This window comes from Empedobacter sp. UBA5924 (assembly GCF_002431085.1).
Taxonomy (GTDB): Bacteria; Bacteroidota; Bacteroidia; order Flavobacteriales; family Weeksellaceae; genus Empedobacter; species Empedobacter falsenii_B.
Genome location: NZ_DJDM01000022.1, coordinates 39,742 through 64,628, shown reverse-complemented (window position 1 = coordinate 64,628; position 24,887 = coordinate 39,742). Strand labels below are relative to the sequence as shown.

At 32.6% G+C, this 24,887-nt stretch carries 21 protein-coding genes and 5 tRNA genes; 10 read left to right on the top strand and 16 right to left on the bottom strand.

What is annotated here, in order from left to right:
• Positions 1–32 precede the first annotated feature (32 nt).
• The 4 genes from B3792_RS05530 (at position 33) to rsmI (ending at position 3,341) form a co-directional block, all read left to right on the top strand.
• Positions 33–1,769 (top strand): 1-deoxy-D-xylulose-5-phosphate synthase, encoded by a 1,737-nt coding sequence (locus B3792_RS05530; protein ID WP_291047966.1) that lies wholly within the window; start codon positions 33–35, stop codon positions 1,767–1,769.
• Entirely contained in the window at positions 1,769–2,050 is a 282-nt protein-coding gene (locus tag B3792_RS05525; RefSeq protein ID WP_219034042.1) for a hypothetical protein, read from the top strand. The genes B3792_RS05530 and B3792_RS05525 overlap by 1 nt, the downstream gene beginning before the upstream one ends.
• 61 nt (positions 2,051–2,111) lie before the next feature.
• Positions 2,112–2,606, top strand: coding sequence for a DUF4252 domain-containing protein (locus B3792_RS05520; RefSeq protein WP_038336746.1), 495 nt, complete (start codon positions 2,112–2,114; stop codon positions 2,604–2,606).
• A gap of 60 nt (positions 2,607–2,666) precedes the next feature.
• The gene (gene rsmI, locus B3792_RS05515) at positions 2,667–3,341 is read left to right on the top strand and encodes a 16S rRNA (cytidine(1402)-2'-O)-methyltransferase (RefSeq protein WP_221854392.1); all 675 of its coding nucleotides are present in this window, start codon (positions 2,667–2,669) and stop codon (positions 3,339–3,341) included.
• Here the strand turns inward: rsmI and recJ are convergent.
• From recJ to B3792_RS05500, 3 genes are read right to left on the bottom strand one after another with little or no spacing between them, the layout of a single operon-like run.
• Positions 3,338–5,038 (bottom strand): single-stranded-DNA-specific exonuclease RecJ, encoded by a 1,701-nt coding sequence (recJ, locus tag B3792_RS05510; protein ID WP_221854393.1) that lies wholly within the window; start codon positions 5,036–5,038, stop codon positions 3,338–3,340. The genes rsmI and recJ overlap by 4 nt on opposite strands.
• Positions 5,039–5,086: 48 nt before the next feature.
• Positions 5,087–5,836, bottom strand: a complete 750-nt coding sequence (locus B3792_RS05505) for a uroporphyrinogen-III synthase (RefSeq protein WP_019974792.1) — start codon at positions 5,834–5,836, stop codon at positions 5,087–5,089.
• Between the two features lie 7 nt (positions 5,837–5,843).
• Positions 5,844–6,518, bottom strand: a complete 675-nt coding sequence (locus B3792_RS05500; RefSeq protein ID WP_221854394.1) for a DUF4271 domain-containing protein — start codon at positions 6,516–6,518, stop codon at positions 5,844–5,846.
• A gap of 66 nt (positions 6,519–6,584) precedes the next feature.
• Between B3792_RS05500 and B3792_RS05495 the strand changes: the two genes are divergently transcribed.
• Both B3792_RS05495 and B3792_RS05490 read left to right on the top strand, forming a co-directional pair.
• Complete coding sequence (locus tag B3792_RS05495; protein ID WP_280037302.1) at positions 6,585–7,307, top strand: polyprenol monophosphomannose synthase; 723 nt, start codon at positions 6,585–6,587, stop codon at positions 7,305–7,307.
• Positions 7,304–7,702 (top strand): DUF4296 domain-containing protein, encoded by a 399-nt coding sequence (locus tag B3792_RS05490; RefSeq protein ID WP_286495291.1) that lies wholly within the window; start codon positions 7,304–7,306, stop codon positions 7,700–7,702. Before B3792_RS05495 ends, B3792_RS05490 begins: the two co-directional genes overlap by 4 nt.
• Before the next feature lie 154 nt (positions 7,703–7,856).
• Here B3792_RS05490 and B3792_RS05485 read toward each other — a convergent pair whose 3' ends face one another.
• From B3792_RS05485 to B3792_RS05465, 5 genes are all read right to left on the bottom strand, one after another.
• On the bottom strand, positions 7,857–9,341 hold the full coding sequence (locus tag B3792_RS05485) for a RagB/SusD family nutrient uptake outer membrane protein (protein WP_291069068.1): 1,485 nt from the start codon (positions 9,339–9,341) through the stop codon (positions 7,857–7,859).
• 15 nt (positions 9,342–9,356) lie between these two features.
• Entirely contained in the window at positions 9,357–12,485 is a 3,129-nt protein-coding gene (locus tag B3792_RS05480; RefSeq protein ID WP_291069065.1) for a SusC/RagA family TonB-linked outer membrane protein, read from the bottom strand.
• 476 nt (positions 12,486–12,961) lie between these two features.
• Positions 12,962–13,032, bottom strand: a tRNA-Cys gene (locus tag B3792_RS05475).
• 52 nt (positions 13,033–13,084) lie between these two features.
• Positions 13,085–13,441 carry a dihydroneopterin aldolase gene (gene folB, locus B3792_RS05470; protein WP_219034030.1) on the bottom strand — a complete coding sequence of 119 codons (357 nt, stop codon included), beginning with the start codon at positions 13,439–13,441 and terminating at the stop codon, positions 13,085–13,087.
• Between the two features lie 70 nt (positions 13,442–13,511).
• The gene (locus B3792_RS05465; protein WP_219034029.1) at positions 13,512–14,114 is read right to left on the bottom strand and encodes a superoxide dismutase; all 603 of its coding nucleotides are present in this window, start codon (positions 14,112–14,114) and stop codon (positions 13,512–13,514) included.
• 135 nt (positions 14,115–14,249) lie between these two features.
• On the opposite strand from B3792_RS05465, the gene B3792_RS05460 reads away from it, so the two are divergent.
• Entirely contained in the window at positions 14,250–15,455 is a 1,206-nt protein-coding gene (locus tag B3792_RS05460; RefSeq protein ID WP_219034028.1) for a serine hydrolase domain-containing protein, read from the top strand.
• On the top strand, positions 15,430–16,137 hold the full coding sequence (locus tag B3792_RS05455; RefSeq protein WP_038334981.1) for a 3'-5' exonuclease: 708 nt from the start codon (positions 15,430–15,432) through the stop codon (positions 16,135–16,137). Before B3792_RS05460 ends, B3792_RS05455 begins: the two co-directional genes overlap by 26 nt.
• A 52-nt stretch (positions 16,138–16,189) precedes the next feature.
• Here B3792_RS05455 and B3792_RS05450 read toward each other — a convergent pair whose 3' ends face one another.
• Positions 16,190–17,611, bottom strand: a complete 1,422-nt coding sequence (locus B3792_RS05450) for a hemolysin family protein (protein ID WP_038334979.1) — start codon at positions 17,609–17,611, stop codon at positions 16,190–16,192.
• A 177-nt stretch (positions 17,612–17,788) separates the two neighbouring features.
• Between B3792_RS05450 and B3792_RS05445 the strand changes: the two genes are divergently transcribed.
• Positions 17,789–19,525: an ABC transporter ATP-binding protein gene (locus tag B3792_RS05445; RefSeq protein ID WP_262487867.1), complete on the top strand. Its 1,737-nt coding sequence runs from the start codon at positions 17,789–17,791 to the stop codon at positions 19,523–19,525.
• Between the two features lie 130 nt (positions 19,526–19,655).
• On the opposite strand, the gene B3792_RS05440 is transcribed toward B3792_RS05445, so the two are convergent.
• From B3792_RS05440 to B3792_RS05420, 5 genes are all read right to left on the bottom strand, one after another.
• A tRNA-Glu gene (locus tag B3792_RS05440) sits at positions 19,656–19,727 on the bottom strand.
• Between the two features lie 98 nt (positions 19,728–19,825).
• Positions 19,826–19,897, bottom strand: a tRNA-Glu gene (locus B3792_RS05435).
• A gap of 286 nt (positions 19,898–20,183) precedes the next feature.
• Positions 20,184–20,255, bottom strand: a tRNA-Glu gene (locus B3792_RS05430).
• 12 nt (positions 20,256–20,267) lie between these two features.
• A complete protein-coding gene (gene rpsT / locus B3792_RS05425) occupies positions 20,268–20,522 on the bottom strand; it encodes a 30S ribosomal protein S20 (protein WP_038334974.1) in 255 nt (84 codons plus the stop codon).
• 94 nt (positions 20,523–20,616) lie between these two features.
• Positions 20,617–20,688 (bottom strand) — tRNA-Glu (locus tag B3792_RS05420).
• A 218-nt stretch (positions 20,689–20,906) separates the two neighbouring features.
• Here B3792_RS05420 and B3792_RS05415 point away from each other — a divergent pair.
• Positions 20,907–21,539, top strand: coding sequence for a C40 family peptidase (locus B3792_RS05415; RefSeq protein ID WP_038334971.1), 633 nt, complete (start codon positions 20,907–20,909; stop codon positions 21,537–21,539).
• Positions 21,540–21,608: 69 nt separating this feature from the next.
• Here B3792_RS05415 and B3792_RS05410 read toward each other — a convergent pair whose 3' ends face one another.
• Positions 21,609–22,316, bottom strand: coding sequence for a rhomboid family intramembrane serine protease (locus B3792_RS05410; protein WP_291069063.1), 708 nt, complete (start codon positions 22,314–22,316; stop codon positions 21,609–21,611).
• Positions 22,316–24,883, bottom strand: coding sequence for a DNA gyrase/topoisomerase IV subunit A (locus tag B3792_RS05405; protein ID WP_219034066.1), 2,568 nt, complete (start codon positions 24,881–24,883; stop codon positions 22,316–22,318). The genes B3792_RS05410 and B3792_RS05405 overlap by 1 nt, the downstream gene beginning before the upstream one ends.
• Positions 24,884–24,887 lie beyond the last annotated feature (4 nt).

Sequence of the window (24,887 nt, the reverse complement as noted above, 5' to 3'; positions counted from 1 at the left end):
TCCTCAGAAAAATGTAATTTTGTAAAAGAATAATGGATAATCTACTTTCAAAAATCAATCATCCTAAGGAACTTAGGACTTTTGAAGCGTCTCAATTAACTGCTTTAGCTCACGAGATGCGCGAGTTTATTTTGGATACTTTGAGTGTAAAACCAGGACATTTAGGTGCTAGTTTGGGTGTGATTGAATTAACGATTGCATTACATTATCACTACAATACACCTAAAGATTTGTTGATTTGGGATGTAGGTCATCAATGTTATCCACATAAAATTTTGACTGGTCGTCAACAAATTTTCGATTCTCTTCGTCAGAAAGATGGTATTTCTGGTTTTCCAACGCGTACAGAAAGTGAGTTTGATACATTTGGAACGGGACATTCTTCTACATCTATTTCAGCAATTGTTGGGATGGCAACAGCAGATAAAATCAATCAAATCAATAGAAAACATATTGCAATTATTGGTGACGCATCAATTACTTCTGGAATGAGTTTAGAAGCATTGAATCACCTTGGATCGACAGATTTGGATGTTTTAGTGATTTTGAATGATAATGATATCGGAATTGATCCTTCGGTTGGTGGTTTGAAAAAACATTTTAAATCATTAGAAAATCAATCCGAAAATATCTTTACCAATTTTGGTTTAAATTTCATCGGAACAATTGATGGGCACAACTTTGATGAATTACTGAATGCTTTCAATAAAGCTGATTCAATCAGAGGTCCAAAAGTTTTACACATCAAAACAACAAAAGGAAAAGGTTACGAACAAGCCGAAATCGATCAAGTAAAATGGCATGCTCCTGGTTTGTTCGATAAAGAAACGGGTGAAATAAAATCGAAGAAAAAAGAAAAATCGTATCAAGATGTTTTTGGAAAAACCATGCATCAATTACTTGAAAATAATTCACAAATTGTAGCCATAACGCCTGCTATGTTAACAGGAAGCAATTTAGTAAAATGTCATCAAGATTTCCCAAAACGAGTTTTTGATGTCGGAATTACAGAACAACATGCGGTAACGTTTGCAGCTGGTCTGGCGACGCAAAACACCATTCCGTATTGTATGATTTATTCGACATTTTTACAACGTGCCTACGACCAAGTGATACACGATGTAGCGTTACAGAATCTACCAGTTGTGTTTTGTATTGATCGTGCAGGATTCGTTGGTACAGATGGCGCAACGCATCATGGTTATTTTGATATAGCATATTTACGCGAAATTCCAAATATGATTGTGTCTTCGCCTCGAAACGAAAAAGATTTCAAAAATCTATTGTATACAGCACAGTTTACAACTCGTCCTTTTGCAATTCGTTATCCAAAAAATAATATCCAAACAAGTAATTCTAAAGTCGAAAAAATAGAAATCGGTAAATCTGAAATTATTTTTGAAGGAAATCAATTAGCAATTCTTTCGACTGGATTGATTAGTTCTCGAATCGAAGAAATTATCATCCAAAATCATCTTCAAGATAAAGTTGCTTTGATTGATTTTCCTTTTATCAAACCTTTAGATGAATCTCGTTTAAAAGCTATTTCGTTGAAATATTCTACCATACTAACTTTTGAAGATGGGATTAAAAAAGGAGGTTTTGGAAGTGGAATTTTAGAGTTTCTGAATTCAATACATTACAAAGGAAATATTACAATCAACGGTTATCCAGACGAATTTATCGAACACGCTTCGATTACCGAATTAGAAGAAATCGTTGGTTTGGATGATGAATCAATTTTGGAAATGATAAAAAGTTATTTGTAATGGAAAATGAGTATTTAGAAAAAGCTTTAGTTGGTTTTTTATTAGGTCTAGGAATGTTAATATTTATATCTCCTTTCTATTATCCATATTATAAAAATAAAAAATCGAAACCTAAATTTGGAATTGATTATGCAGTAAAAAGAGAAAATAAATTAGACCATTTAAAAGACGGTTTTAAAGTTTTAGCTTATAATCGATTAATAGGTGGAATTATAATAGGATTTTTCCTGATAATTTCTTCAATTGTCTATTTGGTTTTAGGAATTATTGAATATTTTTAAACTTAATAATTTTCGGTACGAGAGTTGTAATAGCTTTTTCTAATTTATAAACACAACAACAATGAAAAAAATAATCGGTTTATCTTTTATAGCAGTATTGTTAACATTGCAATCTTGCGGTACAACAAGCAACATGCAAGAATTCTACAAAAAATATGATAATCAATCTACTGTAATTCCTTTACCTTCTTTTGCGTTGAAATTAGCTGGAAAAGCTGGTGGAACAGATTTATTTAATTATTTAAAATCGGCTAAAGTTTTTGTTGTTTCAGATGCTGGACAAGGAAAGCAAAAAAGAATCATGAATGATTTGCAGTCATCTATGCGTGGTGAAAAATATGAGAACTTAGTAAAATTCAAAGCGAAAGACAGCCGTTTGAACATTTCATTACAAGAAGATGGCGGACGAGTTAAGAAAATGATTTTTGGAATTAACGGTTTACGAAATGTATTGGTTATCGATTCGAAATTAGATATTCCTAGAACAGATTTAGACAAAATTTTGGACAAAGTTTCGGCTGAAGATATTGCAGATTTAGCAGATATTTTGAAATAATATAGGAAGCCAGCTAATTTGCTGGCTTTTTCTTTTGAAATTACTTTGTAACTTTGTCGCATGAGTGGAAAATTATATTTGGTTCCGACGCCAATCGGAAATTTGGGAGATATGACATTTAGAGCGGTTGATGTGCTAAAAGAATCGGATGTGATTTTGGCAGAAGACACGCGAAATAGTGGTATTTTACTGAAACATTTCGAAATTTCTACTCCAATGCGTAGCTACCATATGCACAATGAGCATCAAGCAACTGAAGATATTATTCGTCAGCTAAAAGATGGTCAAATCATTTCGATTATTACTGATGCCGGAACTCCAGGTATTTCTGATCCAGGTTATTTATTAGCAAAAGAATGTGTAGCAAATAATATCGTAATCGAATGTTTACCAGGTGCAACCGCTTTTGTTCCTGCATTAGTTGTTTCTGGATTACCAAATAATGAATTTACTTTTGTTGGATTTTTACCTGTGAAAAAAGGTCGAAAATCGAAATTAGATTCATTAGTAGAAGAAAAGAAAACGATGATTTTCTACGAATCTCCACATAAAATTGGACGCACATTAAAAGATTTAGCCGAAGCTTTTGGAGCTGAACGCAAAGCAAGTTTATCACGCGAAATCTCGAAAAAATTTGAAGAAACTTTACGCGGAACATTAACTGAATTAGCCGAAATAGCTGAAAAAAGAAATTTAAAAGGTGAAATGGTTTTGGTTATAGAAGGACATCATTAATCGTTGAAGCGAATATCTTTGATATTCAATTGCCAAGTTCCTTTTCCTTGCCAATAATTCATTCCGATTGTGTAAACCATATCAAACGATTGTCCTTTCTCTAATTTTGGTCCAAATTTCCCTAATTTGAAACCAATTGCAGGAAACGTAATACGTGTATCTCGCTGATGTACGTACAAACGCGCGTGTTCTTTACCAACTAATCGGAAATCCGTTGCTAATAAATCCTTCGAAATAAAAACAGGATTCATATTATCTGGTCCAAAAGGCGCCATTCGCATCACCGATTCCAAGAAAGAACGTGTCATATCCTTAAAAGAAATCTCTTTATCGATCAAAATTGATGGCGTAAAATGTTTTCCATTCGACATTTCTTTCACTGTTTGATCAAATCTAATCTTGAATTCTTCAAAGTTTTCTTCTTTCATTGCCAAACCAGCAGCAGCCATATGTCCACCAAACTGTGTTAACAAATCTTTGTTTTTTTCGATTGCCGAATGTATGTCAAACTCTTGAATAGAGCGAGCCGAACATACAATTTCGCCTTCATTATTCTTCGTGCAAACAATGGTTGGTTTATAATACAAATCGACCAAACGAGAAGCAACAATTCCGATTACTCCTTTATTCCAAGAAGCATCGTAAACAATGGTCGAATATTTTTCTTTGGTATTAATTTGATCCAGTTGAAAAAGTGCATCATGTGTCATATCAAGATCCAAGGTTTTGCGTTCATTATTTAATGAATTTATATCATTCAAATATTTACGGCAATCCTCTTCATCTGTACTCAACATAAAACGAACCGCTTCCGAACCGTGTTTTATACGACCTGCAGCATTAATTTTTGGCGCAATAGAAAAAACAACATTCGAAATATTGACATTATTTTTAATATTAGTCGGAATTAATTGCTGAAAAGCTAAACGAGGTTCTGAATTTAATCGTTTCAAACCAGCAAAAGCCAATACACGATTTTCTCCTGTAATCGGAACAATATCAGCCGCAATACTTACTGCAACTAAATCTAAAAGAGATAAAAGATTTTCTTTCGGAAGATTAAATTTCTCGGTATAAGCTTGTACCAATTTAAACCCAACGCCACAACCGCTCAAATCTTTGTAAGGATAGCGACAACCTTTTTGTTTCGGATCTAAAACAGCGTACGCTTTTGGCACAGAACGATCTGGTAAATGGTGATCACAAATAATATAATCTATGCCTTTTGATTGTGCATATTTTATTTCTTCGTGTGCTTTAATCCCACAGTCTAAAGCAATAACAAGTGAAATATTATTTTGTACAGCGAATTCTATACTTTGTTGAGAGATTCCATAACCTTCATTATTTCGGTCTGGAATATAAAAAAAGACTTTCGAGTAGATAGAAGTCAGAAATTCGTAAAACAAAGTTACAGCTGTCGTTCCATCTACATCGTAGTCTCCAAATATTAAGATATTTTCTTCATCATCAATTGCATTTTTGATACGTGAAACCGCATCAGACATTCCTTTCATCAAAAAAGGATCATGCAATTCGTCTAAGGATGGATTAAAATACGATTTGGCTTGAGCAAAATTCGTAATTCCACGTTGGACTAATAAAATAGCAAGCACCTCAGATATGTTAAGCGATTCTCTTAAATCCTTAACAACTTCAGTATTGGGCTGTTCTTTTATTTCCCATCTTTTTTCCATCTCTTTAATTTACATATTTTTTAATTAGAGAGAAGGGTAAAGCGAATATTATTTTGATTTATTTGCTTCTTTCACGTATTTATCTAACGCCATTGTCATTGAAGGCGTTTGTGGTGTTGGCACCTCAATGTCTACACGTAATCCCATCTCTTTTGCTTGATCTACTGTCGATTTTCCGAAAACGGCAATTCTTGTATTTTCTTGCACGAAATCTGGGAAATTTTCAAATAATGATTTGATTCCTGAAGGTGTAAAGAATACTAAAATATCGTATTTTACATCAGACAAATCAGATAAATCACTCGATACAGTTCTAAACAAAGTTGCTTTTTGCCAAGTTAATCCTAAACTATCTAATAAAGTAGGAACATTTGGTTTTAAAACATCAGATGCTGGTAATAAGAAGTTTTCGTCTTTGTGCTTTTTAAATAAAGGCACCATATCCGCAAAAACTTTTTCTCCAATATAAATTTTACGTTTTCTGTAAACAATGTATTTCTGTAAATAGAATGCAATTGCTTCTGATTCGCAAAAATATTTCATAGAGTCAGGAACAGTAAAGCGCATTTCTTCTGCTAAACGAAAAAAATGATCAATAGCGTTTCTACTTGTAAAAATTACAGCAGTCACTTTGCTAAAGTCAATTTTTTGTTGTCTTACTTCTTTAGCGTCTATTCCGACAACTTGGATAAATGGTCTAAAATCAATTTTGATTTTATTTCTTTTTTCAATCTCGTAGTATGGCGAGTTTTCTGCCTGAGGCTTAGGTTGAGATACTAATATTGATTTAACTTTCATAGTAATTTTAGATTACTTTACCTACAATTAATAGTTTTGCTAATACCATTATAGGTAAAATTTCTAGGGTGCAAAGGTACAAAATATTATAATACCAAACTGATTTATTGTCACTTATTTGTTTTGCATATATATGATAAATTTCGAATATTCTATTCAAAAACAACAAAATAAAGCCAATCACCATCAAGTAATCTTTGTTAATTTGTGTGTAAAAAAACAAAAAACAAATAATAAGTAAGAGTAAAACATTTTTTGCATTAACAAAACTCGAACTTTTCATAAAATATGAAACAGAACTAGATTCGTAGAAAACACGATAAAAAATTACCTCAATCATCAACCTAAAGAGCATAATCAAACTGATTAAACCAAAGGTAATTCCGACACGTGAAAGATAATAAAACTTAAAATTTGGAATATGATTATACGTAATATCAAAATACGAAACCAACAACAAACTTATCAGTAAAACCGTCACACCATTGACAATAAAACTAAATAACGTCGTATTATCATCTGTAAAACTCATGTATTCGGTTTTATTATCTAGCGTTTTGAAATTTTTCGCAAACAAGTATTTTGCTGCACAAACCAATAACAAACACACCGTCAAAGCAATAAGAACAGTATCATTGCCAAGTGTATTTTTTCCTATCGAGATTAAATCGTTTGTTTTCATAATTTTTTCAAAAATACAAAAGACTAACAATCTTATAACTATCTTTATGCCCACAAAATAATATTTATGTCGGACAAATTAGTTATTATCCCGACCTATAACGAAAAAGAAAACATAGAAGCCATTATTCGTGCAGCTTTGGCTGTTGACGGAGCATTTGATGTGCTTATTGTTGACGACAGTTCTCCAGACGGAACGAATGATATTGTAAAACGTTTGATTCCTGAGTTTAATGGACGTTTGCATTTAGAAATTCGTACCACAAAAGATGGTTTAGGACGCGCTTATGTACATGGATTTAAGTGGGCTTTAGCAAATAAATACGAATATATTTTCGAAATGGATGCCGATTTTTCGCATAATCCAAATGATTTACCTCGCTTATACCAAGCTTTAGCAGATGGTGCCGATTTAGCTATTGGCTCACGCTATTCTAATGGTGTAAATGTTGTGAATTGGCCAATGAACAGAGTTTTATTGTCTTATTTTGCGTCGAAATATGTGAGCATCATCACGCGATTACCTGTTCATGATGCTACAGCAGGGTTTGTTGGTTATAGAGCAAACGTGTTGAAGTCTCTGGATTTGGATAAAATACAATTCAAAGGGTATGGATTTCAGATTGAAATGAAGTACAAAACTTGGATTAAAAAATTTACACTAAAAGAAGTTCCAATTATATTTACAGACAGAACTTTAGGCGAATCAAAAATTAGTTCTGATATTATTGGAGAAGCCGTTTTTGGTGTAATTTCGTTACGATTAAGAAAAATATTTGGCAAATTATGAAAAACTTGATCTTTTTATCACTGATTTTTTTGAGTATTTTTAGTTGCGCACCAAAAAATTACGACAAACCAAAAGATCTCATCGGTAAATCTGAAATGATTGATATTCTTACTGATTTATATATTAGTCAACAAGGATTGCAGATGTTTCCTATTCAAAATCAAGATCAAAGTATCGATTTAGCAAAAGATGCGGTAGATATTATGAAAAATTATGATATCACATTTCATCAATTTTCTGAGAGTTACAAATATTATATGATGCAACCTGAAAAATTCAAAGAAATGCTGAATGATGTGAAAATAAATCTTGAAGATAAATTATCTGACGAAGAAAAAGAGCGTCAAAAAAATCAAAAGAATAGCTTAAATAATACCATAAAAGCAGAAAAATAACAAAAACCCTCAAGTGAATCACTTGAGTTTTTTTTTGTTTACTATATTTTAGTATACATAATTTTTTTTTAAATAAAATCGAGGCTTTCCAAATGGAAAACCTCTAAAAATGTTATATTTCTCTATGAGGAGAAGATATATATAAAAAATGTTATCACGATGGATTCTGTTCACACAACGGATTCGAATTGATTTCAGCGACAGGAATTATCCATTGCCATTTTAAATCTGTTGGCTCTATTGTATAAACGTTGTTAATAACAGTTGCATTGTGATTTGCTCCTGTACGATCTAATTTTTGACCTAATCGTTTTAAATCGAAGAATCTAAATCCTTCTCCCCATAATTCGATTCGTCTATTCAGTAAAATCTGTTGATAATATGCATCCCCAGAAGTTGTAAATCCTGTGAAAGATGTATCCCTTGCTTTTTCTAAAGTTGTTAATACTGCTTTAGATTCTGTTTCTTTTCCTAATTTATATAACGCTTCTGCTTCTATCAAATACATTTCTGCCACACGCATAAACGGTACATCTCCTAAAGAACTTGATGTACTTTGTGCTAAAAATTTTTGAGATGTATATGCAAATAGTGAATAGTTAGACGGTAAATCTAAACTTGTATGCTTTCCTGTCGGATCCACAACTTGCGTACGAACATCTGTTGTTGGAAAAGCATTGTACAAATTGGTATTCATCACTTTTGGAGCAGTACGAATTTGAGATGAATTGTAATTTCGAGACATATAAGCATGGAAATTTCCGAAATAGTCGGATTGATCTTCTTGAATTGTTACGCCCCACATCCATTCTGGATTTGAATAATCATTAAACCCAGCTTTGTATTGCGTTTGTGACATTAACGAAAATTGTGATTTTACCTCGTTAGCATATTCAGCAGCTTTTGCATAATCTTGCTGAACCAAAGCAACTCTTGCCATAATACCTTTTACATTTTCGATCGAAAAATGTGAAGCATTAGACGCTTTTTTTCGTGTTAAATAAGTTTCTGCTTTGGCTAAATCATTCCAAATTTCAGTATAAACTTCTTGTACAGTTGCACGCGTTTTTGGATCAACATCTTTTGGATCATCTCTTAAAACAACTCCTAAATCAGAATTTGCGGCACCTGCTACATATCTTTTACCATACAACTGAACTAATTGAAAATATCCAAATGCACGGTAAGCATAGGCTTCTCCAATAGCTTGATCTTTTATATCCTGATCTCCCGATGCATCATCTCCGTATGTAATAATGTTATTAGCATTTTTGATCATTTCGTACCAAAATGTCCAAGGATAAGATGAAGTTGTAGAAGAATTGTTGCTTTGAGAAATCCATCTTAATTCACTTACAAACCAGCCATTTCCAGTAGAAGGAAATACAACATCTTCTCCCATTACATCTGTAATAATCAGTTGTGCTGTATAACCATTATTACCTTGAGATTCATTTTGTCTAACATACATATTTCTATGCATTCCATTTATTGCAGCCATTAAGTTATCTGCTGTAGAATAAATTGTTTGATCACTTACTGAGGATGTCGGAACAACATCTAAATAATCATCATTACATGATGATAACGAAAATGATGATAATCCAATAACTACTAGTAATAATTTTATCTTTTTCATTGTAAATTCATTTTTTTAGAAAGAAACATTTAGTCCTAAACTTACTGTTCGAGACGGAGTGTAACGATAAGTTGTTGTACCGTTGAATGACTGCGCTGGTTCTAAACCTTGTCTTGCGGTCCAAGAATATAAATTCTCACCAGAAACATAAACTCTCAAATTGCTTAAACCAATTCCTTCAATTGCTCGTTTATCGAAATTGTAACCTAATTGTACTGTTTTGATTGTTAAATAATCTGAACTAACCAACCATCTTGACGAAGCAGCAGAAGCATTTGTTGTATTCGCAGTACTCATAATTGGCACATTTGTAACATCTCCTGGACTTTTCCAAGCTGATAACATATCTGTACTAATTGCTTGTCCTTGTGGATAAGAACTCATTAATAACGCATAATTACTATCATATGTTTTTCCTCCTAATTGATAATTCAACATAATTGAAGCATCAAAATTTCCAACTCTGAAATTATTTGTAATACTACCATAAACATCTGGTAATGATGATCCTGAATAATCATACAATGCATTCGCATAATTAGTAGTTACTTTAGTTCCGTTAACTGTACGTGTATTAGAATCGTCTGCTTTTGTTGGATCTTGAACATACAAAGCTGCTCCATCCGAAGAGTCTACACCATACCATTGACGCAACCAGAAATCATACAAAGAATGACCTTCTGCAATACGTTTTGTTCCATTGATAATTGCATCATCTTTTCCATTAGCCATTTTCAACATTTCGTTTTCGTTATGAGCAGCAATCAGACCTAAATCCCATGAGAATTTATCATTTCTAACAATCCCAAAGTTTAATGAAAGCTCGATTCCTTGATTTCTCATTTTACCAATATTTTGATAAATAGAATTTCCTGGAACTCCAGCAGAATTTGGCACAGGAACAGCGAAAATCATATCTTTTACATCTTGTAAATAATATTCTAATGATCCTGAAATTCTATTTCTGAACAATGCAAAATCTAATCCTACATCAAACGAATTTTTAGATTCCCATGTTAAGTTAGAATTACCAACTTGACCAAGTAAGACTCCCGATTCTGTCCCATTGTTATATCCCAAAGAATATAAATCTAAATCGACCTCATAACCTGGTTCTTCGCCAATTCCGCCATCATTCCCAACTTGTCCATAAGAAGCACGTAATTTTAATTCATTAATAACTGATGAATCTTTTAAGAAATCTTCTTTGTGGATATTCCATCCACCACCTACAGACCAGAAAATACCTTGATTATTTTCATCCGAAAAACGAGATGACTTATCTAAACGAGCAGAAGCAGACAACAAATATTTGCTTGCATAATCATAGTTAACGCGTGCAAAATATCCTTCTTTTCTAATGATGTAATTGTACACCGTTGCACTTGTTGTATTCAAGAAATTGACTAGTTCATAAATACCAGAAACAGTTTCTCCAGTTTTACGAATATTAGAATAATCAGTTTTTCTCTCAAAACTTTCGTGACCTAAGATTGCATCGAAGTTGTGTAAACCGAATGATTTTCTATAATTTAAGATTTGATTGAATGTTGTACCTGTATACTTATATTCCGTAATTTCTAAAGCAGCAGTACCAGACGCATCTCCAATTTCTTTATTACCATATTCTTTGTATTTGTAATTTCTTACATCATATGATAAGTTTGAAGTAAATGTTAAACCTTTTGCAAGTTTAATCTCTGCATTAAATCTTGAATTAATAGAATTAGAATCTTGATATTGATTATTCAACAAAGTTTCTTGCAACACATTTCGTCCAGAACTTGCACTAGAACCTCTACCACGAGATTCGTTTCCATCATAAACAGGATTTCCTTCTGTATCATAAACACGTTGTCCATTTGCATCATACAAATAAGGCGAATAAATTGGCCCCATTGCTCGTGTAAAATAAAATGGATTGATATAAGAAGAACCTCCACTAGAATCAGCTTGATTCGATTTAATTAAACTTCCTGATAAATTAGTTCCTAATTTTAACCAATCTGTAACTTGAGAATCTACATTTACACGTGCATTATAACGTTCGAAATCAGATTTTATCACATAACCAGATTCTTTATTATAACCAAAACCTGCAAAATATGTTGTCTTCTCATCACCACCCGAATAATCTATATCATACTTTTGAAAAGACCCTACACGAGAGATATAATCTTGCCAATCAAAATCATTGTATAAAGCATCAGATGAAGTTAAAACTCCATCTACAACAACTTGATTATCGGCAACTCCGTAAATATTATTTTTAAGATTATTTGTAATTAAATTCGTTGAAGCATAAGCATTCGCTTGTGCTAATGTTGCAGAAGAATTTGAAGCTAAATAGCCATTTCGCATAGATTCCCAAGTAGCAACATAATAATCTCCTGCTCCAACTCTCGAATATTCTGGTATAGCTCTCGTTACAACTCCTGTATTTGAAGATAATCTAAAAGATCCTTTACCTTTTTTACCTTTTTTTGTTGTCACCATAACAACTCCATTTGCAGCTGATGCTCCATATAAAGAAGTTGAAGCAGCATCTTTTAAAACGGTCAATGATTCGATATCATTTGGATTCAAATCTTGTAAACTTCCTGTGTAGATAACCCCGTCTACAACATACAATGGCGAACTAGATAAGTTATAAGAACCTACTCCTCGAACTTGCACTTCCAATCCAGAACCAGGCTGACCAGAACCAGTTGAAACTTGTACGCCAGCTACAGCACCATCTAAAGCTTTTGCCACATTAGATAAAGGTCTGTTTTCTATATCTTCAGCTTTTATAGTTCCCACAGAACCAACTACAGTTTCCTTTTTCTGTACACCAAAAGCGGTTACAACCGTTTCTGCAAGATCTACAGTAGTATTAGACTGTAATTTAATAACACCTAAATGATTGCTCGAAACAACATAATCTTTTCCATTAATGATTAAAATATCACCAATTTTAGCATCAATATCAAATTCTCCATTTTCATCTGTGTAAGCTACTTTGTCTGAACCTTTGATTCTAATTTGCACATCTGCTTCTGGAAAACCATTGCCATCATTTATAATTCCTTTCGTTTGCCCATACGAAAATGCAGCAAAACCAAGAAAAGCGAATAAGCTTAATGAAGTTAATTTTTTTCTCATGTTTAATATAAATTGATGCTACAATGATATTTGACATCTTTAACTTCGAGATTATTTTAACTTTCATTCAATTTTAATTAGAATTTACTTAACATAAATAATGAATGATTTTGTTTATTATTTAATGGAATAATTAAGTAAAATTTTAAACATGACGTTTTAACTATTTTTAACATAATAATTGTACTAAAACGCACAACCTGATTTTCAGAAGATGAAAAAAATTGTAAAAAATAAATTTTTATGCTTCTTACAAAATGACTTAATATAAAAATCAAACAGACTTCAAAACAACTAAAATCATCCTTATATATAATATTGTTGTTTTCACAATATTGCATAAGATAATAACTATCAAAAGCAGTTAATAGTTGATAGATTTAAAAGCTTTTCGATACCTATTGTGAGGTTTTTTTGTGGAAAAATAAATGGACGAAAATAAAAAAAGCACTAATCAAATTGATTAGTGCTTTTTGAGGTTCCTAGCGGATTCGAACCGCTGTGGACGGTTTTGCAGACCGCTACCTAGCCTCTCGGTCAAGGAACCATTCCCGTTGTTTTGGATTGCAAATATAGCAATAATTTCAGAAAAAAAAAGTTTAATACGATTTTTCTAAAATAACACTCACTTTTTCTACATGCCCACCAATAGGAGGATTCAGCTTAGATAATTTTACTTTTGCATACGTGACATTCGTAAGTTCTTGACCTATACGATCTAAGACTCTTTTACAAACATGTTCCAAAAGTTTTGAACGAATACCTACTTCTTCCTTCACAATTTTATTTAACGAAACATAATCCAAAGCATCTATCAATTCATCCGATTCTGTTGCTTTCGTAAAGTCTGCATGCGCTTCCAAATCAACCAAATAATCAGAACCAATACGTGCTTCTTCATCTAAACATCCGTGATTCGAATATATTTTTATATTTTCTAAAATAATTATTCCCATAGTTCAAAGATAAAAAAAGACTTGCGTATTTCTACACAAGTCTTGTATTGTTTAATTTTTTTAAACCTTATTATTTTGCAGATGCATATCTTTCCGCAACTTTATCCCAGTTAATTACAGAGAAGAAAGCCTCAATATAATCAGGACGACGGTTTTGGTAGTTTAAGTAATAAGCATGTTCCCAAACATCTAATCCTAAAACTGGAAATCCTTGTACATCAGCAACCGGCATCAAAGTAGAATCTTGATTTGGAGTTGATGTAACAACTAATTTTCCATCTTTTACGATTAACCAAGCCCATCCAGAACCAAAGCGTGTTGCAGCAGCTTTAGAAAACTCATCTTTGAAAGCTTCAAAAGATCCAAAAGCAGCGTTAATTGCATCAGCAACTTCTGCAGTTGGTTGATTAGCACCACCTGGAGTTAAAATTTCCCAGAATAAATTGTGATTATAGAAACCTCCACCATTGTTACGAACAGCAGGTTTGTCAGTTCCTTTTGCTAAAATTTCTTCGATTGTAGCGTTTGCTAAATCAGTTCCTTCAATAGCAGCATTCAAATTATTTGTGTACGCAGCATGGTGTTTATCATGGTGAATTTCCATTGTTTTTGCGTCAATATGAGGTTCTAATGCATCAAATGCATAAGGTAATTTTGCTAATTCAAAAGCCATAATATTTATTTTTTAGATTTAATTTTCTTGTATAAAGATACACAATAACTCAACAAATATGATTCCGAAATGATAGAATTTTAACATTATTTAATAGTAAAAGCTTATTTTAGTAAAAGATTCTAAATTTTTGAAATGAAAATACTTTGGAAAATAATAAAATGGTTCATCGTAATCATTTGTGTATTAATCCTAATTCTTTATGCAACAGGGAATGACTACATTTTTCGTGGCGTAAAATTAACCTATATGAAAGGTGAAAGCACTGCAAATATCAACGATTACAAAGATTTTGATAACAATGTAATTTTGGCAGATGCACCGCGAGTTTGGCATCAACATTTAGATTATAATCAATTTCCGTTGTCAGCTAATTTCGAAAAGGAGATGAACGATTTCGGAACTGCTGGGTTAGTTATTATAAAAGATAATCAAATTTTGAGCGAATATTATTTCAATGGATATGCGCAAAATGATATTACCAATTCTTTTTCGATGGCGAAAACATTCACGACAATGATGTTAGGAAAAGCGATTGAACAAGGTTATATCAAAGGTTTAGATCAAAAAATAACAGATTTTATTCCCGAATTTAAAAACGATAAATTTGGAGCTGAATGCACCGTTGGTGATTTATCTGCGATGACTTCTGGTTATGATTGGGACGAAGATTATTATTTTCCTCTAAATCCTACTGCAAAAGCATATTATGGCGATGATATAGTTAAACAAATGTTAGCTCGAAAATTTGTTTCTCAACCTGGTGGACATTTCAAATATCAATCGAGTGACACGCAATTATTAGGAATTGTGATTGAACGCGCGTTAAAAAATAAATCGTTATCACAATATTTTCAAGAAGAATTTTGGCAACCAATGGGTATGGAATTAGATGCACAATGGTCGAAAGATAATCCGAAAGGAATGGAGAAAACCTATTGTTGCTTCAATGCAACAGCGCGAGATTTTGCCAAACTTGGACAATTATTATTGAATGATGGAAATTGGTACGGAAAACAAATTTTAGATTCAGTATTTGTTCAGAAAATGGTTTTACCAAACAAAAAAGCATTCGGACCAAATGAGTCACAAATTTATGGTTATTCAGTTTGGATGGATTACAATTACAAAACGCCTTTTTATGCAATGTTAGGACATTTGGGACAACGTATCATTGTAATTCCTTCAGAAAAATTAGTTATTGTTCGAACTGGAAAAACGCATAATGATCAACCAAACAATCATCCAATTGCAGATGGCGATGTTTACCGATTGGTAGACGAAGCAATGAGAATTAATCAAAAAGTGAAAGAAAATGATCCAACGAATTCCTTACAGTAAAATATTATTTTTAGATATCGAAACGGTTCCACAAACCGATGATTGGAATCTTTTGTCTGAAAGAACACAAGCTCTTTGGGAAAAGAAAACAGCTTATCAACGCAATAATAATGAAATTTCTCCTGAAGAATTTTACCACGAACGTGCTGGAATTATGGCTGAATTTGGAAAAATTGTATGCATTTCAGTCGGAATTGTAGTTAAAGATTCTTTTATTCATATCAAAAGTTTTTATGGTCACGACGAAAAGAAATTGTTAGAAGATTTTAATTCAATGTTGATTGAAAATTTTTTCAAGCCTGATCATATTTTATGTGCACACAACGGAAAAGAGTTTGATTTTCCGTATATAGCTCGCCGAATGATGATTAATCAAATTGAAATTCCAGCTATTTTGCAATTATTTGGTAAAAAGCCATGGGAAGTTCAGCATTTGGATACAATGGAATTATGGAAATTTGGCGATTACAAGAACTTTACATCGTTAGATTTATTGGCAAATGTTTTCGAAATTCCAACACCAAAAGATGATATCGATGGTTCACAAGTTGCACGAGTTTATTACGATGAAAACAATGTAGAACGCATCAAAGATTATTGTGAAAAAGATGTTGTAACCTTGATTAATGTTTTCCGAAAAATGCGCTACGATCAACCTTTACAACGAAAAGAAGATTTATAAAAACGAAAAAATCCGCTAATGAGCGGATTTTTTATTCTATATTTTTTAATGATTAATTTTCATCATCTTCTGCAGAATCTGGTTCATCCCGGAAGTTTTCAATCAATTCATCTTTCACTTTCAATTGTACTTGCTCAACAGAATTTCGGTACATTTTGATAATTGTTCCTGTATATTCTTCCAAATCAATCAAATCTCCTTCCGTTAATTCCTTATCAGGATAACATTCAGAAATCAAACCAGCCAACGTATCATAATGTTCGCTTTCTTCAAATCTAAACGGCACTAAACGATTAATATCGCTAATCGCATTGTGTGCGTTTATATTATAAACGCCTTCAGAAACACGAGAAACAATTGGATCTTCGTTATCATATTCGTCTTGAATTTCTCCAACCAATTCCTCCAAAATATCTTCCATCGAAACAATCCCTGCAACTTCACCAACTTCATTTGTTACAATTGCAATTTGCATATGTTTTTTCTGAAATTGTTTCATTACATTTTTAATCAACGCATTTTCTGAAATAAAAATTGGCTCACGCAACAATCCTTCAATTTCAGTTTGATTTGGATTTTCTAACAATTGCTTGATTAAATCTTTTGCGTATATGACACCTTTTATATTATCAAATTCTTCTTCGTAAACTGGATAACGCGAATAACCTTCGTTAATCGCATAATCTAATGCATCTTTTACAGAAGTATTAATATTAATTGCAGAAACATTTTTTCGTAAAGTTTGAATATTCATCACACGACGATCATCAAACTCAAACACATTTTGAATTAAATTACGTTCAGATTCCTCAATTGCTCCACCTTCAGAACTTTCTGTAATAATCATTTTCAACTCTTCTTCTGTGTGAATTTCACCTCCATGAATAGGATGAATTCCAACCGCACGCAAAATAACAGTTGCAAAACCATTCATTAACACAATAAGCGGTTTGAAAACAAAATAAAATGCACGAAGTGGCCAAGCTACTGTAAAAGTAGTTTTTGTTGGATACTGAATTGCGATAGATTTCGGTGCTAATTCACCAAAAACAATGTGCAAAATGGTAATGATAACGAAAGCTGCTGGAAACGCAACATTATGCGCAATCGCTGTCCAAGAAGGAGAAGTTAAACCAACTACTTCAAAAAGTTTTACGATTACAGGCGTTAAAGAGCTTTCTCCAACCCAACCAAGACCAAGCGAAGCTAATGTAATACCTAACTGTGTTGCGGCAAGATAAGAATCTAAATGATTAACGATTCGTTTTGCAGCATTTGAAGTTCTTTCGTTAATATCTTGATTAACTTCAATTTGTGACGAACGTACTTTTACAATTGCAAACTCGGCTGCAACGAAAAAACCATTTAATAAAACAAGGAAAATTGTAAGCAAAAGTTTTGCTACAGAAATTTCATCGGCGACATTGTGATTAGCGACTAAAAACAATGTCGAAATCTGGGAGTATGTATCCATTCTTCGAATTTAAAAGACTGACTTGTTATAAGTTTTTATAAGTCAGTAAATCAATACATCTAAATTAATAAAAAAAATTAAAAATCACAACGTTTTGATTCGTAGCAAAATTACAAAATTTATAAATACAAAATCTTAGAAATTATTGATTCGAGAAAATGACTAAAAAATCACTAAATTTCCACTTCATTTACCAAGCAACAATTTGCCATGCAAAAGCAAGATTTACATTATATTATCGAGGTCAAAAATTTATCAATTTCTTTTGGAGATAAACAAGTTCTGAATAACATCAATTTCAAAGTAGAACAAGGTGATACATTAGGAATTGTTGGAGAATCTGGATCTGGAAAGTCGTTAACTTCATTAGCTATTATGGGTTTATTGTCTCCTAATGCGATAATTCATCCCGAAAGTGAAATTCTTTTTCGTCAAGATGATAAAATGATAGATTTGCTTAAACTTTCACCTAAAGAACTGGAAGAAATAAGAGGAAATGAAATCGGAATGATTTTTCAAGAACCGATGACTTCTCTAAATCCAAGTTTGCGTTGCGGAGAACAAGTGGAGGAAGCGATTCGTTTGCATCAAAATTTATCGAAAGAAGAAGCTAAAAAGAAAGTTCTTCATCTTTTTGAACAAGTGAAATTACCAAATCCCGAACGTATTTATAAAGCTTATCCACACGAATTATCTGGTGGTCAAAAGCAACGTGTAATGATTGCAATGGCGATTTCTTGCGAACCAAAATTATTGATTGCAGATGAACCAACAACTGCTTTGGACGTTACGGTACAAAAAGCGACGTTAGATTTGTTGAAAGAATTACAAGAAAAAAATAACATGAGCATGTTGTTTATTTCTCACGATTTGGGCGTGATTGCGAATGTTTGTGAAGAAGTTTTGGTGATGTTTCGTGGTGATGTTGTGGAACAAGGAAATGTAGAAACAATTTTTAATCATCCGAAAGAAAATTATACAAAAGGATTAATTGCTTGTCGACCTCGACTGGATGAACGCGCGAAACGTTTACCTACGGTAAAAGACTTCTTAGAAAATCCAAATTTCGAAACTGAGATCTATACAGAAGAAGAACGCGAAGCTTTTCACGAAAAAATTTATGCAAATCCTCCAATTTTAGAGGTTAAGAATTTGAAGAAATATTTCTATCCATCAACTTTATTTGGAAATGCAACCATCCCGAATGTAAAAGCTGTCGATGATATTTCGTTCAAAGTTTATCCAGGCGAAACAATGGGCTTGGTTGGCGAATCGGGTTCTGGAAAAACAACCTTGAGTAGAACGGTTTTGTTATTAGAAAAGCCAACTGCTGGCGAAATTTATTATAATGGTATAGATATTACGAAACTGAAAAAAGAGGAAATTCGTAAATTAAGAAGAGAAATTCAGATTATTTTTCAAGATCCATATTCAAGTTTGAATCCCCGACAAACCGTTGCGCAAATTATTACGGAGCCAATGCAAGTGCATAAAATTGGTCAGAATAAATCGGAACGATTACAAACGGCTTCATCTCTTTTGCAAAAAGTAGGTTTATCAGATCAAGATTTGAACAAATATCCGCACGAATTTTCTGGTGGACAACGTCAACGTATCGGGATTGCTCGTGCTTTGGCTTTAAATCCTAAATTTATCATTTGTGATGAATCTGTTTCTGCGTTGGATGTTTCTGTTCAGGCGCAAGTTTTGAATTTATTAAATGATTTGAAAACCGAATTTGGTTTTACCTATATATTTATCTCGCACGATTTGGCGGTTGTAAAATATATGAGTGATCAATTATTGGTGATGCAACACGGAGAAATGAAAGAATTGGACGATGCGGACAAGGTTTATGCGCATCCGACAACAAACTATACCAAAGAATTGATAGAAGCGATTCCAAAGCTATAAAATGAATCTGTATAAAAGCAAAAAGCGTTTGAAGTTTATTTCCTCAAACGCTTTTTTATTGATCGCAATAAATCAATATAAACTAAACTATTTCAAAATAAAAAAGCATCCAAATCTGAATGCTTTTTTGTAGTCCCTAGGGGAATCGAACCCCTCTTTCTAGAATGAAAATCTAGTGTCCTAACCGATAGACGAAGGGACCTCCTTTCGTATTATTGTGGTGCAAAAATAAACGTTTATTTTTTATTACCAAACAATTTCCGAAAATTTTATACTATTTTTTTTAATCAAGTCAAATTGTAGTCCCTAGGGGAATCGAACCCCTCTTTCTAGAATGAAAATCTAGTGTCCTAACCGATAGACGAAGGGACCACTTAATATGAATTAATTAATTCGAATATTCTTTATTTTGAATGAACGTCATTTTGTGTTGGGAGTTGTAGAAAAGTCGATGTATAATTCTAATAATTTGAACCAAGTTGAATTATACAGCGACATTTTCATTCCCGATTAATCATCTAAACATTATGATTAACCTTTACAAACAAAACACAAAAAACAATTTCCTTTACACAGTATTCTACTGGTTGTTTAAAAAATCAACAACTATGAACAAGGAAAAAAAAGATTGCAATAATGCAATCCATCTATTAATTTGTAGTCCCTAGGGGAATCGAACCCCTCTTTCTAGAATGAAAATCTAGTGTCCTAACCGATAGACGAAGGGACCACTTTTATTTTATTAAGCTAATCCCGCAATATGTTTTGCTAACTTTGATTTTAAGTTTGAAGCTTTATTCTTGTGAATAATGTTTCTTTTTGCTAACTTATCAATCATTGAAGAAACTTTTGGAAAAACTGTTTCTGCTTCATTTTTATCAGACTCAGATCTTAAAGCTTTAATAGCTGTACGAGCTGATTTGTGATAATATTTATTACGATCGCGTCTTACCGCTGATTGTCTAATTCTTTTTAATGCTGACTTATGATTTGCCATAACTTAAATCTCTTTCTATTTTAGTTCGGCAAAGATATAAACAAATATTTTATCTCGCCAAATTAATTTAATAATTTTCTAAAACACTTTTATGTAGCCCATAGGAGAATCGAACTCCTGTTTCCAGGATGAAAACCTGATGTCCTAACCACTAGACGAATGGGCCGCATGACGGCTTAACCACTTGTTGTGAAAAGCGAGTGCAAATGTAGAACTATTTTTTGTAGTTCCAAATTTATTTGAAAGTTTTTTTGAATAGATTTTTGTTAAAAAATGTTAAGGAAGTTAATATTTTGTCAAAACATCTCTTATATATAATGAGTTATATTTTTAACAATTACTTTAGCGGTGCTATTAAAATTTATACAAACGAATACTCAATATATGAAAGCATCGATATTAGGTGTAGCTGCAGTGGTTTGCACGATGTTTATTACATCATGTTCATCTTTAACCCCAGTTAGTGAAGCTACAGAATATTCTTCGAGAAGTTTCGTACCGAAACCAAGAGCTATTGAAGCTCAAGCTAAAATAATCAATAAACATGCCAATTTAGATGTTACACCAATAGAAATTAACGACGAAGCGAAATCTATGGTTGTGTTAAACAGCGTTTTAGAAGAAACGAATGAATTGTTTGCAGGATTTTTATTAAAAGAAGCAGAAACGTATATTGGTACACCTTACCGATACGGAGGCACAACAAGAAGTGGTATTGATTGTTCTGCCTTTGTTAGAAACGTTTTCGAGACTTTCAATAAAAATTTACCTCGTGTATCTGCAGATCAGGCAAGAGAAGGTTTTACAGTTAGTACAGACGAAGCAAAAGAAGGAGATTTGGTTTTCTTTGCAACAAGAGGTCGCGGTAGAGTTTCGCACGTAGGAATTGTTCATGGAAGAAATAAAGATGGAGTTTTAGAATTTATTCATTCATCTACTTCTCAGGGCGTTATGGTATCTTCTTTAAATGATAGATATTGGGGACCAAAATTCTTATACGTAAAAAGAATATTATAATAATAGTATAATTTCATTATCATATAAAAAAGCATCAAGATTACTTGATGCTTTTTTTTGTCTTGTTTTTTATTTTCGATGTTCTCGTAAAATCATCACAAACAATACAATTAATGGAACAATCATTCCTAAAATATAATATGTATTGATTTGTAAAATTGTTGGATAAAATAATATTGCAGATAATAATCCCACAATTGCTCCACCTAAATGCGCTGAATGCCCGATGTTCCCTAAATTAGTTTTCATTCCATAAACTGAATATCCTAAATATAAAATTCCGAAAATCCAGGCTGGAATTGGTAAAGCAAAAAATAATCTTAATTCCATTTCAGGAAAAGCTGCAATTGCAGCGAATAAAATCCCTGTGACTCCTCCAGAAGCTCCTACTGCCGAATAAAAAGTTTCTTTCTTGTGAATCAACAAAGACAAAAGATTTCCGCCAATAACCGCTGCAAAAAAAACTAAAAGAAACATTCCGTAACCTACATTTAGTTTAGCATTCGAAAAGTCTCCTAATAAAAATCCTTCTGGACTTGCAAAAAAACCGATAACAGGATTCGCAAAAAAGTAAAGAGTTAACATATTGAATAACAAATGAGTAAAATCAACATGTAAAAATCCTGAACTTAAAATTCTATAGTATTCCTTATTATATAATATCGACCCTACTTGGAATTTATATTTTTCAAAAAAAGCTAAATCGTTAAAACCTTTCCAACTTACCAAAACATTCAATCCAATAACGACTAATGCCACAATAGAGATGTCTCCCATTATTCTTCTATATTTTCTTCTTCATTATTATCCTCCTCAATCGCATCAAATAGCGTCGGCTGCGGCTCTTCTTCTGACTCCTCCTCTTCTTCTGGTTCTTCGAATGGAAGCGGTTCTAACACATTAATCTGTTTTAATTTATATGTCGTCAATTGATTTCCTTGCGCTTTAATTCCTTTAACTGTAATAAATTCTTCTAAATTTATCACTTCTGGTTCTTTTTCTAAACCTTTTACTTTCGGGAAAATCAACTCAATAACTGGTAAATAATCTGTCGAAACAACTTTTATTGATGATTTACCATCTTCTAACGTATAAAAAGTTTGTGGAGAAAATGTATCTTCTAAAAGGAAACGTTTCACAAAATAACGATCTTTTTCTGCATCATAATACACGCAAGAAATCGGTTTTGAAGGTTTCCATTTCTCGATAATTTCTAAATCTTCGTCAAAACGATTACTCAAATCAAACGAAACCAATTTTGCTTCACCTTTTTTATTAATCGTTAAAATTTTATCATCACCCTTAAAAGAACCTAATAAAATCCCCAATCCATCTGCATTTAGGCGTTTTGTATCCGTATCAAACCAAATTTGACGAGGTGCTAAAGTCGAAACTCCTTCCTCTTTCAATTCTACTTTTTTGATTGGATATTTTGTTACTAAATTTCCTTTTGATGCACGACCTTTAATCGCTAAATCAGCAAAATTAATATCAAATTTTAATTTTTTGATTCGTTGATGAGTTTTTAAAATAATTGATACAACTTCGGCTTCTCCATTTGGATTTGCTGAAAAATACAACACTTCCGAACCTTTATTACCAGCCGTTAAATCATATTCTTTATCGCGAGTAATTCCCGTTACAGCAAAACGTTTTTGATAAGCCGGACCATTTTTACCATCGCGATAAATCAAGTTATAAATGGTACGTTTATCATTTTTATGCCAAATTCCAACATGAATAATTCCTTTTCCAACAAAAGTTTTTGCATCAACTTTTGTCACAATCATCGAACCATCATGTTTGAAAACCACAATATCATCAATATCAGAACACTCGAATAAATACTCGTCTTTTTTCAATGAAGTTCCGATAAAACCTTCGTTTCTATCCACATAAAAACGTGTATTTGCAACGGCAACTTTTGTCGCATCAATCGTATCAAATGTTCTAATTTCTGTTTTACGTTCTTTTCCTTTTCCGTATTTTGTCTTTAGGTTTTTGAAATAATCGATCGCATAATCAATCAAATTTGCTAAATGATGTTTTACATTCTCGATTTTATCTTCTAATGATTCAATAAATTGTTGTGCTTTATCTAAATCAAATTTTGAAATACGTTTGATTCGAATTTCTGTTAAACGCGTAATATCTTCTTCCGTAACTGGACGAATTAAATGCGCAATATGTGGCTTCAGCCCTTTATCAATCGCAGAAATTACACCTTCCCATGTTTCTTCTTCTTCGATATCGTGATAAATTCTATTCTCGATAAAAATTCGTTCCAACGAAGAAAAATGCCATTGTTCTTGCAGTTCATCTAACTCAATTTCTAACTCTTTTTTCAACAATTCAACTGTATTGTTTGTATTGTGAATTAAAATTTCAGAAACTGTTAAAAATTCTGGTGTTTGTTCATTAATCACACACGCATTTGGCGAAATAGAAATCTCGCAATCCGTGAATGCATACAATGCATCAATTGTTTTGTCTGGACTACTTCCTGGAACAAGATGAATTAAAATCTCAACTTCAGCCGCTGTATTATCTTCAATCTTTTTGATCTTGATTTTACCTTTATCATTGGCTTTTAAAACTGAATCAATCAAAGATCCTGTCGTTGTGCCGTAAGGAATTTCCGTAATTTTTAACGTTGTTTTATCTTCTTGCAAAATCTTTGCACGAATACGCACTTTACCACCACGCAATCCATCATTATAATCGGAAACATCAACCAATCCAGAAGTTAAAAAATCTGGGAAAATTTGAAATTTCTTTCCTTTCAGATGTAAAATTGACGCATCAATTAACTCATTGAAATTGTGTGGCAAAATCTTTGTTGACAAACCAACTGCAATTCCTTCTACTCCTTGTGCCAAAAGCAAAGGAAATTTGATTGGAAGATCAATTGGTTCTTTATTTCGACCATCATAAGATGGTTGCCATTTTGTAGTTTTTGGATTATAGACAACTTCTAACGCAAATTTAGTTAATCGAGCTTCGATATAACGCGACGCAGCTGCTCGGTCACCAGTGTAAATATTTCCCCAGTTTCCTTGCATATCGATCAACAATTCTTTTTGACCAATTTGAACCATTGCATCAGAAATCGCCATATCACCATGCGGGTGATATTTCATCGTATTTCCTACAATGTTCGCAACTTTGTTATATCGTCCGTCTTCCAACTCGCGCATTGAATGTAAAATTCTACGCTGAACTGGTTTCAACCCATCATAAATAGATGGAATTGCTCGTTCTAAAATTACATAAGAGGCATAGTCAAGAAACCATTCTTGGTACATACCAGAAACCTTCTTGATGCTCTCTTGATTGTCTTGCATCATG

Excerpts from the sequence above, each read along its gene's own strand:
- B3792_RS05490 (WP_286495291.1), top strand. The coding sequence starts at position 7,304 with ATGAAAAACTTGATCTTTTTATCACTGATTTTTTTGAGTATTTTTAGT.
- B3792_RS05415 (WP_038334971.1), top strand. The coding sequence starts at position 20,907 with ATGAAAGCATCGATATTAGGTGTAGCTGCAGTGGTTTGCACGATGTTT.
- folB (WP_219034030.1), bottom strand. The coding sequence starts at position 13,441 with ATGGGAATAATTATTTTAGAAAATATAAAAATATATTCGAATCACGGA.
- B3792_RS05520 (WP_038336746.1), top strand. The coding sequence starts at position 2,112 with ATGAAAAAAATAATCGGTTTATCTTTTATAGCAGTATTGTTAACATTG.
- B3792_RS05455 (WP_038334981.1), top strand. The coding sequence starts at position 15,430 with ATGATCCAACGAATTCCTTACAGTAAAATATTATTTTTAGATATCGAA.
- B3792_RS05480 (WP_291069065.1), bottom strand. The coding sequence starts at position 12,485 with ATGAGAAAAAAATTAACTTCATTAAGCTTATTCGCTTTTCTTGGTTTT.
- B3792_RS05525 (WP_219034042.1), top strand. The coding sequence starts at position 1,769 with ATGGAAAATGAGTATTTAGAAAAAGCTTTAGTTGGTTTTTTATTAGGT.
- B3792_RS05495 (WP_280037302.1), top strand. The coding sequence starts at position 6,585 with ATGTCGGACAAATTAGTTATTATCCCGACCTATAACGAAAAAGAAAAC.
- rpsT (WP_038334974.1), bottom strand. The coding sequence starts at position 20,522 with ATGGCAAATCATAAGTCAGCATTAAAAAGAATTAGACAATCAGCGGTA.
- recJ (WP_221854393.1), bottom strand. The coding sequence starts at position 5,038 with ATGGAAAAAAGATGGGAAATAAAAGAACAGCCCAATACTGAAGTTGTT.
- B3792_RS05410 (WP_291069063.1), bottom strand. The coding sequence starts at position 22,316 with ATGGGAGACATCTCTATTGTGGCATTAGTCGTTATTGGATTGAATGTT.
- B3792_RS05530 (WP_291047966.1), top strand. The coding sequence starts at position 33 with ATGGATAATCTACTTTCAAAAATCAATCATCCTAAGGAACTTAGGACT.
- B3792_RS05465 (WP_219034029.1), bottom strand. The coding sequence starts at position 14,114 with ATGGCTTTTGAATTAGCAAAATTACCTTATGCATTTGATGCATTAGAA.
- B3792_RS05405 (WP_219034066.1), bottom strand. The coding sequence starts at position 24,883 with ATGCAAGACAATCAAGAGAGCATCAAGAAGGTTTCTGGTATGTACCAA.
- B3792_RS05500 (WP_221854394.1), bottom strand. The coding sequence starts at position 6,518 with ATGAAAACAAACGATTTAATCTCGATAGGAAAAAATACACTTGGCAAT.
- B3792_RS05460 (WP_219034028.1), top strand. The coding sequence starts at position 14,250 with ATGAAAATACTTTGGAAAATAATAAAATGGTTCATCGTAATCATTTGT.
- B3792_RS05450 (WP_038334979.1), bottom strand. The coding sequence starts at position 17,611 with ATGGATACATACTCCCAGATTTCGACATTGTTTTTAGTCGCTAATCAC.
- B3792_RS05485 (WP_291069068.1), bottom strand. The coding sequence starts at position 9,341 with ATGAAAAAGATAAAATTATTACTAGTAGTTATTGGATTATCATCATTT.
- rsmI (WP_221854392.1), top strand. The coding sequence starts at position 2,667 with ATGAGTGGAAAATTATATTTGGTTCCGACGCCAATCGGAAATTTGGGA.
- B3792_RS05505 (WP_019974792.1), bottom strand. The coding sequence starts at position 5,836 with ATGAAAGTTAAATCAATATTAGTATCTCAACCTAAGCCTCAGGCAGAA.